The sequence below is a fragment of the Fodinicola feengrottensis genome, assembly GCF_010993775.1.
Classification (GTDB): domain Bacteria; phylum Actinomycetota; class Actinomycetes; order Mycobacteriales; family HKI-0501; genus Fodinicola; species Fodinicola feengrottensis.
Genome location: NZ_WOTO01000013.1, coordinates 150,980 through 160,610 on the forward strand (window position 1 = coordinate 150,980; position 9,631 = coordinate 160,610).

The 9,631-nt window shown below is 66.6% G+C and carries 11 protein-coding genes and 1 pseudogene; 6 read left to right on the forward strand and 6 right to left on the reverse strand.

Annotation, left to right across the window (positions count from 1 at the left end; all coding sequences use genetic code 11):
- The first annotated feature begins 6 nt into the window (after positions 1-6).
- Both GNX96_RS14680 and GNX96_RS14685 read left to right on the forward strand, forming a co-directional pair.
- Positions 7-771: a thaumatin family protein gene (locus GNX96_RS14680; RefSeq protein WP_279580363.1), complete on the forward strand. Its 765-nt coding sequence runs from the start codon at positions 7-9 to the stop codon at positions 769-771.
- Positions 772-777: 6 nt separating this feature from the next.
- Positions 778-1,185 (forward strand): cysteine/serine endopeptidase inhibitor, encoded by a 408-nt coding sequence (locus tag GNX96_RS14685; protein WP_163568505.1) that lies wholly within the window; start codon positions 778-780, stop codon positions 1,183-1,185.
- A gap of 47 nt (positions 1,186-1,232) precedes the next feature.
- Here the strand turns inward: GNX96_RS14685 and GNX96_RS14690 are convergent, their stop codons facing one another.
- From GNX96_RS14690 to GNX96_RS14700, 3 genes and pseudogenes are all read right to left on the reverse strand, one after another.
- A complete protein-coding gene (locus GNX96_RS14690) occupies positions 1,233-1,682 on the reverse strand; it encodes a helix-turn-helix transcriptional regulator (protein WP_279580364.1) in 450 nt (149 codons plus the stop codon).
- A complete protein-coding gene (locus GNX96_RS14695) occupies positions 1,645-2,559 on the reverse strand; it encodes a hypothetical protein (RefSeq protein ID WP_163568507.1) in 915 nt (304 codons plus the stop codon). Before GNX96_RS14695 ends, GNX96_RS14690 begins: the two co-directional genes overlap by 38 nt.
- 201 nt (positions 2,560-2,760) lie before the next feature.
- Positions 2,761-3,184 (reverse strand): annotated as a pseudogene (locus tag GNX96_RS14700) (MarR family winged helix-turn-helix transcriptional regulator).
- 52 nt (positions 3,185-3,236) lie between these two features.
- On the opposite strand from GNX96_RS14700, the gene GNX96_RS14705 reads away from it, so the two are divergent.
- From GNX96_RS14705 to GNX96_RS51880, 4 genes are all read left to right on the forward strand, one after another.
- Positions 3,237-3,872, forward strand: a complete 636-nt coding sequence (locus tag GNX96_RS14705; protein ID WP_163568508.1) for a TIGR03086 family metal-binding protein — start codon at positions 3,237-3,239, stop codon at positions 3,870-3,872.
- A gap of 165 nt (positions 3,873-4,037) precedes the next feature.
- A complete protein-coding gene (locus GNX96_RS51870; protein ID WP_279580365.1) occupies positions 4,038-4,331 on the forward strand; it encodes a hypothetical protein in 294 nt (97 codons plus the stop codon).
- A gap of 232 nt (positions 4,332-4,563) precedes the next feature.
- Entirely contained in the window at positions 4,564-4,968 is a 405-nt protein-coding gene (locus GNX96_RS51875) for an alpha/beta fold hydrolase (RefSeq protein WP_279580366.1), read from the forward strand.
- A complete protein-coding gene (locus GNX96_RS51880) occupies positions 4,910-5,575 on the forward strand; it encodes an alpha/beta hydrolase (RefSeq protein ID WP_279580367.1) in 666 nt (221 codons plus the stop codon). The genes GNX96_RS51875 and GNX96_RS51880 overlap by 59 nt, the downstream gene beginning before the upstream one ends.
- Positions 5,576-5,584: 9 nt before the next feature.
- Here GNX96_RS51880 and GNX96_RS51885 read toward each other — a convergent pair whose 3' ends face one another.
- From GNX96_RS51885 to GNX96_RS51890, 3 genes are all read right to left on the reverse strand, one after another.
- The gene (locus GNX96_RS51885) at positions 5,585-6,067 is read right to left on the reverse strand and encodes a tetratricopeptide repeat protein (RefSeq protein ID WP_279580368.1); all 483 of its coding nucleotides are present in this window, start codon (positions 6,065-6,067) and stop codon (positions 5,585-5,587) included.
- Positions 6,064-8,409 carry an AfsR/SARP family transcriptional regulator gene (locus tag GNX96_RS14715; RefSeq protein WP_279580369.1) on the reverse strand — a complete coding sequence of 782 codons (2,346 nt, stop codon included), beginning with the start codon at positions 8,407-8,409 and terminating at the stop codon, positions 6,064-6,066. The genes GNX96_RS51885 and GNX96_RS14715 overlap by 4 nt, the downstream gene beginning before the upstream one ends.
- Positions 8,410-9,435: 1,026 nt before the next feature.
- On the reverse strand, positions 9,436-9,631 hold a 196-nt coding region (locus GNX96_RS51890; protein WP_279580370.1), incomplete at its 5' end, for a hypothetical protein.

Consider the following 9,631-nt stretch of genomic DNA (forward strand, 5'->3'; position numbering starts at 1 on the left):
TCAAAAATGACCAGACGTTGGACAGTCGCGGCGCTGTTGGCGGTCGCGATGGCAGTCACCGGAGCCGGATTCTCGGCCGCGGCGGCGGCGATCAACCACACGGTCACCTTCGTCAATCAGACCGGGCAGACGGTGTGGATCGGCAGCACGGTGAACGCCGATCGCTCGGTCAATTTCGCTGGCCTGCCGACGCTCGCGAACGGCCAGTCCGCAACGATCACCATTCCGGAGACCACCGACCCGGGCCATTGGCGCGGCAAGTTCTTCGCCCGGCAGGGGTGTTCGGGCAATTCCGGCTCCAGTTTTCACTGCCAGGTCGCCGACTGCGGCCCGTACGCCGACCGGTGCAGCCTCGGCGAACAGCCGGCGAGCCTCGCCGAATTCAACTTCGACAGCTCCGACGGTTTGGCGCCCTGGTACGACGTGAGTTACGTCAACGCATTCTCGGTGCCGATCACCATTGAGCCGGTTAACGCGACCACGTCCTGCGGCACCGCTGGCTGCCCGGAAAACCTGCTGCCGTACTGCCCCTCCGCCTACCTGCAGCACTGGCCGGACGGCCGGCCGATGAATGCGTCAATCCGAACCGGGACGCGCAAACGGACTACAGCGACGCGATCAAATCGCACTGCCCGAAGGCGTACGCGTGGTCGAAACAAGACCAGGAGCCTGGCAACCAGGTCGTTTATCAGTGCAACTCGTGCAACGGCTTCCGAATCACCTTCCATCAGGTCTGATGGTCAACCCTCTTTTTCCCCGAAAGGTTGGTGAATCCACGTGCCCAGACTGCGTAGGTACGCGGCTGTTCTGGCCATCGCGGTCGCTTTCGTCGCGGCCACCGCGAGTCCCGCATCCGCCAGCATTCCCATCGGTCAGCCGATAAACGGCATCTCCACCTGGTACAACGACGCTGGTTACGGCGCTTGCGGCACGCAACTCAACGCCGCGACCGACTGGTTGGTGGCCGCGCCGTACGCATACTGGACGACCGCGAACCCCAACAACGACCCGATTTGCAACCTCTCGATCGAGGTGACCTACCAGGGCAACACGATTCGCGTTCCGGTGCGGGACAAGTGCCCGAGCTGCGACGCCTCGCACATCGATCTCAGCGCGCCGGCCTTCGGATCGCTGGCCAACCGTGACATTGGCGTCATCCAGGTCACCTGGAAGTTCGTCAACTAGTCTGTCTTGCCGGCCCGCTTCGCCCTTGGTTGGGGCGGGCCTGTCAATTAAATTCGCGAGAAGAATGTCATCAGTTCACGGCGGCCGGCGATGCCCAGCTTGCGGTAGACCCCGGACAGGTGGAATTCGACCGTACGCACCGTGAGCGACTCTTCCTCGGCGATCCGCCGGTTGCTGTGGCCGGCCCGCGCGAGCGCCGCGATCTTGCGCTCCTGCCGGGTCAACGCCGCCACCCCGGTGCCGTTCACGATCCGGTGCCAGGTGGCGTCGGCACGCTGTTTCCACAGCCGGTAGCCGCCGCTTTCCGCGCGTACTTTCTCCACCAGCCGGACCGCTTCCCGGCGTTTTCCGGCCGCCGCGAGGGCCAACGCGAGATCGTGCCGGACGCGCAGCAGCAGTTCCCCGATCGCCTGGCTGCCCACCAGCTCCTCCTCCTCCGCCTGCTGCAGCAGCGGGAGGTCACCGCCGATCGAGACCGCCAGCGCATGCGTCGCCACGCCGATCGCGCGGCGGCTGCCCCAGCGCTCGGCGGCCATCGATTCCTGCCGGGCCAGCGCCTCCGCGAACACCGTTCTTCCCATCGCGTACGCGCAAAGCGCCGCCCGCGACCGCCACGGCAGCACCGCCGGGCACGTCACCGCTCGCTCGCCGAGCGCTCGGCCGCAGGCGAGCCAGTCGGCGTACGTACGCGAGGTCGAGGCGGTCGGCGGCGGCGTGCAGGGTGGCGCGGGCAGCCAGCAGGTCGATCCGCTCCGCAGCGTCGTCCAGCGCGCCGACGAACCCGGCGTCCAGCAAGTCGTCGTACGCGTCCTGCACCTCGCCGGCGTCCGCGAGCGCGGCCACCCGCCAGGCCAGCGCCAGGTCCCGCAGGCCCGGTCGGACGCCCCGGTCAAGTGCTCCGGCGAGCAGTTCCGCGGCCCTGCCAGGCTCTCCCACCAGTCCGGCCAACCGGCCGCTGAGCAGCGCCAACGCGTCCCGATCGCGGGTCGGCACGGCTCGGCCGAGGCACTCCCAAGCGTGCCGCAGAGCCTGCGTGGCGTACCCGATCTCGTCGGCCGCGAACAGCACGACAATGGCGAGCCAGAACGCCTCCAGTCGCCATCGTGGCGCGGCCAGCACCCGACGCGCGGCGGCCACCGCGGCTTCCCGCTGAGCTCCGCGATTGGTCATCATGACAGCCATAAGCGCGTCTTGGCTGTCGGAACAGAGGCCGCCTGGCACGTGGATCAGCTCGCCGAATCGCTGCCGGTGGCCGGCACTGGCTCCCTCGATCGCCGCGGTGACGATCACGTCTGCCTCGCCCCAGCGGCTCTGCCCGGCCAGCCGGGCGTGCGCTGCCCTTGCTTCGTCAAATGCCGCGTCCACCGTGGTCATATCGCTGCCGTCATCTCGCACATCTCCCGGCGAAAACGCGTGCGATGTCGCGTCATGTGAAAATGTTTCCAATTTCGCAACGTATATCGCGAAATACCCGCTGTCAACGTCCTTCGGGAATTGTTCGAAAATGACGGACAAAACGGACGGTGATCAGGATTTTTCGTTAACTTCACGCGGAAGGGAAAGGTAATTCCGCGGTTAATGTGACAGGTTCGATAATAGCCGCGCGACGCGCATAAATGCCCGGCGGTCGGCCGTCGTCAGGCCGGACAACAGCTGGTCCTCGGCGGCCTGGATGCGCGCTCGGGCGGACCGGCGGACTTTCTGGCCCTGTGCGGTGATCGCCAGCAGGCGGGACGCGGCGGTCCTGCGGGTCGGGTTCGCGGGTGATGTGGCCGGCGGCCTGGAGTGCGTCGAGGGTGCTGATGATCCGGGTCTTATCGGCCCCGATGGCGGTGGCGAGCGCGGCCTGGGTCCGGATCGGGCTGTCGTCCAGGACGCTGAGCACCGAATATGCCCACATCGAGATGCCGTGTTCGGCGAGGATCGGCAGCTCCATCGCGATCAGGGACTCGACCAGTGGGTGCAGCATCGCGGCGAGGTCGCGGCGGTCGGCATCCATGTCGCTCAGGATACCGATTGACAGATCGTACGCGCAGATAGATCATAAGCACATGCCTACTAATGAGCTTCACGCGTACGACCGGCTGGCAACGCAGGTTGATCTGGTCGCGTTGGACGCCCAAGCGGTACGCACCAGCATCGACCTTGTCAGCCACCTCACCCACGCCGATCTCGCCGCGCCAACTCCCTGCGGGGAGTGGACGTTGCGGGAACTGCTTAGCCACATGATTGCCCAGCACAACGGATTCGCGTCCGCGGCGGAGGGCGGCACCGATCCGCGGGCATGGGCGCAGCGGCCGCTGAGTGACCATCCGATCGAGGAATACCGAGCGTCCGCGGAGCGGTTGATGGCGGCCTTCGCGGCCGAGAACATCCTGGAAAAACGGTTCGCGCTACCGGAAATCAATCCGGCGGCGACCCTCACCGCGGCGATCGGGATCTGCGCGCATTTCATCGACTACGTCGTTCATTCCTGGGACGTCGCGAAGACTCTGGGCCGGCCGGTGGAATTCGAGGCGGAACTGCTCAAAGTCGGAGTCACGGTCGCCCAAACCGTGCCGTCCGGTGCGGCACGCCTCTCGCCGGACGCCGCATTCGGGCCGGAGGTGACCTGGTCCGGCGGATCGGACCTCGACCACATCGTCGCGCTGCTCGGCCGTTCCCCGCACTGGCCCGACGAAGGCTGACATTCGCGAGCCGGAGGTCGTCCGCGAGTAGCAGTACGGCTCATCCCGCCGCGCGACGCATTCGGCTGTCTTTCTGGGAATCGTGAACACGTCTCGATTCCCAGAAAGGAAGAGAATGCGCAGAACCAGACGCGTAGGCGTACTGGCGGTGGCGCGCTCGTCGCGGTGACGGCGTTGGCGGCCGCGGCCGCGCCTACGCAGGTGGCGACAGCTTTGCTGACCGCGACAGCGCCGGCTCAAGCCACCACCGCACTGCTGGCCGGCACTGCGCGGCCCACCGTCGCCTGGGGTGTGTGTCCGCCGGATATCGCCGCCGAGCCGGGCGGCGACGCGCTGCGGTGTGGCTCGATTTCGGTGCCGCTGGACTACCGCAACCCACAGGGGCGGCAGATTTCCGTTGCGGTATCGAAACTTCCAGCGATCGCCGGCGGGCAACGGCGCGTGGTGTCATGCTGCTGAACCCGGGCGGTCCGGGCGGTCCCGGGCTGGATTGGCCGCTGGAGGTGGGCGGGCTGGCGCCGGCCAGCCTGTTGCGGACGTACGACCTGATCGGGTTCGATCCGCGCGGACTCGGCCGCAGCACGCCACAAACCTGCGGCACGACCCCGGACCAGCAAAGCATCTTGCCGCCGTATCCGACCTCCGCCGGGTTCGCCGCGGACGCGGCCAGCCAGAAACAGCTCGTTCACCAGTGTTTCGCGCGCAGCGGTCGGTCCTGCCGTACCTCACCACCGCGAACACCGCTCGCGATATGGACCAGATCCGGATCGCCTTGGGGGAGCCGAAAATCTCCTACTTCGGGTTCTCGTACGGAACGTACCTGGGTGCGGTCTATTCGACGCTGTTCCCGGCCCGAACCGATCGGGTCCTGCTGGACAGCTCCGTCGGTCCGCGGCTGGTGTGGCGGGACCAGTTCCGCGGCTTTGGGCCGGCGAACGAACTTCGCTTTCCCGACTTCGAGAAATTCGCCGCGGCGCACCATGACACGTACGCGCTCGGCGCGACCCCGGACGCCGTACGCGCGACTTACTTCCGGTTTGGCGGCGAAGCTCGACGCGCACCCGCAAGAAGACCTGACCGGCAACAGTTTCCGTAACACCACCCGCGTGGCCCTCATCAGCGATGACAACTTTCCTGAGTTGGCGCAGATGTGGCAGCAGGTCGACAAGAACGGGACGGTGAAACGTACGGCACTGGCCGACCAGCCGGATGACTCCAGCACGGCTGTGCTGCTGAGTATCATCTGTGGAGACACGTCATGGACGAAGGACCTCGCCACGTACCAAGCGGACAGTGTCCGTGACGCGAAGCGCTACCCGATTTCCGGCGCGATGGCGTCGAATGTCTGGCCATGCGCTTTCTGGCCGGTGGCCCCGAAAGAGCCGCTGGTCAAGATCACCGCGGACGGTCCGTCGAACATTCTCGTGATGCAGAATCTGCGCGACCCGGCAACCTACTATCCCGGTGGCGTACAAATGCGCGCGGCACTGGGAAATCGGGCTCGGCTGGTGAGCGTGGACCAAGGCGGTCACGGTGTCTATCTGCTGAGCCAGAATGCCTGTGCGGCCGATATCGCCACCCAGTTCCTGGTCAGCGGAGCATTCCCGGCACAGGACAGGTTCTGTACGGGCACCACAGGATCGCCCAATGGGGATCGAGGAAGCGCTATCAAGCGAATAGAGGCAAGCGACCGCCTCTTCTGACGACCGATATCACCGGAGGGCATTGATTTTGTCTCGCAGGTTTTCGGCGTCTTCGTCGCGTCCTTGCTGCCGACAGAGATCCAGCGCCTCCTGCCACACCTCGCGGGCGTGGTCGTACTGGCCGAGAGACTCGTACGGATGGCCGAGCCGGTCCAGGGTGGATGCCAGCAGGTAAGTCGAGCCAATGCGGCTGAGCAACGCAAGGGCCGACCGGTAATGCTCGACGGCCTGATCGTGGTGTCCGGTTTGGTGGGCGATGTAGCCGAGGCTGTCCAGCGTCGTCGCCTGTCCCTCAAGAGCGTCATGGCGACGGAACAGCTCGAGCGCGGCATGGCAGTGCTCGCGGGCCTGGCCGTGGTCGCCGAGCTGTGCGGCGTACCAGCCGGCGGCATTGAGGGCGCCGGCTTCCCAGAAGGGATTGTCGAGCGTACGACAGAGTCGTAGGGCTTGGATGGCGTGATCGTGCGCCTTGCCGATGTCTCCGCGCGTCATCCACGCGGCGGCAAGGGTCCGGTCCGGTGAGTGTGTGCCTGGTTCGTGTCGTCCTGGTGTTGTTCGGCGAGCGCGAGGGTCTGGTGGAGGTGGTCGATCGCCTCGTCGTGCTCGCCCAGATCGGCGTGCGCCCGGCCGAGCAGCCGGTGGGCCAGGATGTGGGCGGTCGGGTTGGCGAGGTGCAGGGCGGCGGCCAGGCCGGTCTGCCAAATCGCCAGCCGGTCGCGGAGTTGCCCACGCCGGCGCAGGAAGGGCTCCACGGTCCAGGTCAGGCCCCAGACGCACTGGTGCCATTCGTGGCTGATGGCGGTCTCTCGGGTCGCCAGCAGACAACGGTATTCGCTGTCGAACCAGGTCAGCGCGGACTGGTCGTCGGGCGGCGAGTACGCGCGAGTGCCGGGCACCGGTTGCGTCAGGCTGATCGGCTCGCGATGCGGATTGAGCTGCCGGTCGGCGTTGTGGGCAGTGTGCAGGTAAAAGTCGCAGAGGCGGCGCAACGCCGAGATTCGTCGTTCTTCGGGCAGCAACTTCGCGATATCGCTGGCGTAGTGCCGAATCAGATCGTGCATTCGATATCGGCCGTCGGCGCTCTGGGTGATCAGCGAGGCCTGTTCCAGGCCACCCAACAGTTTTCTGGTGTCGCTCGGGTCGTGGTGCATCAGGCTGGCGGCGGCGGCGAGCCCGATGTCCGGTCCGGGCGCGATGCCGACCAGCGCGAACGTCGTTCGCTGAGGAGGCGTGAGCGCACGATGTGACCAGGACAGTACGGCTGGCAGGCTGGCGGTCGGATCGTCGTCGGCCAGCGCGTCCAGTCCGAGGTCGCGCAGCTCGTCGGCCAGTACGGCCAACGGCAGCCGCGGGCGGACCTGCGCGTGCGCGGCGATAATGCTCAGTGCCAACGGAAATCCGCCGCACAACTCGATCAGTTGCTCCGCCGCGGCCGGTTCGGCCGCCACCCGGCACTCGCCGAGCCGGTTGGTGAGCAGGGCGCCGGCCTCGGTCTCGGACAGCGCGTCAAGCGGTACGTGTTGGGCCGCGTGCCGGGTGATCAGGCCAGTCAGCCGGGTGCGGCTGGTGACCACCACGGTGCAGGTTTGGCCGCCAGGCAACAACGGGACGATCTGGCCGCTGTCGGTGGCGTTGTCGAGCACCATCAGCATCCGCTTGTCCGCCACCAGATCGCGGAACATCGCGGCCCTGGCATGCGGGTCGATCGGGATACGGTCCGGCCCGACGCCCAGCGCGTCGAGAAATCCGCGGACAGCGGTGGCCGGGTCCATCGGTGCGGTGTCCGGGCTGAAACCCCGCAAATCCACGAAAAGTTGGCCGTCTGGGTATTGGTCGGCATGCCGGTGGGCCCAGTTCAGCGCCAACCATGTCTTGCCGATCCCACCGGATCCGGCAATGGAGGAAATACGGACGGTGTCGTCGGCCAGTGCCGCGTCCAAGTGCGCCAAGGCGTCCTCCCGGCCGACGAACCCAGTCGGCGCGGCGGGCAGTTGCCGGGCGGGTCGAGGTGTCGTCTCGCTGGTGGCATTGGCCGTACCGACCGAAAGACGCACATCGGCGGGCGCCAGGAGTGACTCGTCGTTGCGCAGTACGGCCAGTTCGAGCTCACTGAGCGCCGGACCGGGATCGATCCCGAGCTCGTCGCGCAGCTTCGCCCGTACCCGCTGGCACACCTGCAGCGCATGACCGGCCTGACCCGACCGGTAGAGCGTGAGGACGAGCTGGCTGGCCATCCGCTCCCGCATCGGATGCGCCTCCAGCAGGCTGGTCAACCCGTCGATCAGGCTCCGGTGCAGCCCGAGGCGCAGCAAGGCGTCGGCCCGGTCCTCCAGTGCGAGCAGCCGAGCCTCTTCGAGATTTCCGCACAGCCGCAGTCGTACGTCCGAGGACACCGCGCCGTCCAGTGCCGTTCCCCGCCACAGCCGCAAAGCGCGGTCGTACAGCCCGACGGCGATCTCGTCCGTGGCGGCTTCGCGGGCTTGCCCGAGCGTCGCGACGAAGCGGTGTGCGTCGACCAGTTCTGGATCGATGTTCAGCCGATATCCCGAGCCTTCGCTGACCAACGCCACCCCGTGCGCGAGCCCGTCGGCGGCCGCGATCGTCGCCCGCAGCCGGGAAATCCGGCCGTGGATGGCGGTCCGCGCCGACGCCGGCGGGTCTTGTGGCCAGGACAGGTCCACGAGTCGTTCGGTCGAGATGACCCGGTTCGCCTCCAGGAGCAGGACGGCGAGGACCAACCGCTGTTTCGGCGGCCCGAGTTCCAGCCGCCTGGGACCCGACCACGCTTCAACGCAGCCCAATACGCCGAACTCGATTTCCTGGTGCGCCACCACGACCCCAACCTAAGTGGTCAGCGTGGTGTTTCACAGTGCCGGAACGGACGGTCTGATCGTTCTGGACAGGATCGTGTTAGCGAGGTGTTAGCGGCCCGGGGGAACACTCCGCTCATGATCGCGCTCGAGCTGCTCCCGCTCGGTGTCACCGCTGGTCGTACGGGCGCGGCTGGTCGCGGCCACGGTGGTCCGAGACACCCATGACTCCGACCTGTGTTCTGGAGGCCGCCGTGGTTGATCAAACGTGCGGTCGCTTTGCTCGCGGACGTGGTGCCTGGCGTTGTCGTACGCCGGCTGCGTGGTTAGCGGATTTGTCCAGTAATTCCCGACGGAATGGAGACCACATGTCCCTCGCGAAATTGTCCGACGCCGCCGTCCGGTGGCTGCTGCCCCGTACGACCGCGGCCGCGTGTCGCCCGCCGGACCCCTGTGACAGCTGCGCGAACCCCGTTCGCGTTTGTTACAACGGCCGCATGAACACGATAAAGTACACGTTGAAGGTCAACAACTGTTCGGGCCAGTGCGTCGTCGGCAAAAAGCAGGTTTGCTGGATCGGAGACCCGGGCCGAATCTGCTAGCTTCGATCTCTCGCGCTGCTCACCGCGCCGATGGAGACCCGGTCGCGGCTGGGCACCCGCCGGGTCCTCGCCGCCGAGGCACGCAAGGTCGCCGTGGACACTTTCCTTCGCGCGTACGCCGTCGACTGACAGCGCAACATGCGGTCCCGCAGTCCCTTGTCGCTGGGCACTGATGCGTGGAAATCGCGTAACGGCGGGGTATTCCTCCCTCGGGGGTGGTCTGGTCTTTCCTTCCGGGCGCGCAGGGGATGGCACTACGCCGAGCGCAGGCCACGACATGATCGCGTTCGACTACCGCGAGTGCGGTCCCGATGGTGAACCGCGGGTTGTTCATGTCGGCCAGGAAGACGACTATCCTCATCACTCGGGGGTAGGGCAGTGCCGATTGCGGGGCTCAAGGCCAAAAATATTGCCTCCGACGGACCCTCGCCGGCGCTCCTTCCTACCGTTAGAACGGTGGTGGTGGGTATTCGTCGTTGGGTGTGACGTCGTAGGTGCGTCCGGTGGGCTGGTCCAGAGGAATCGGCCTGGTGTTGGTTGGGTGACGGTCCAGCCGTGTTCTTTGATGTCGTTGTGGAATTTGCAGGCTGGTCCGGTTGCTGTCGTACGCGGTCTTTCCTTCCGGGCGCGCAGGGGATGGTGTG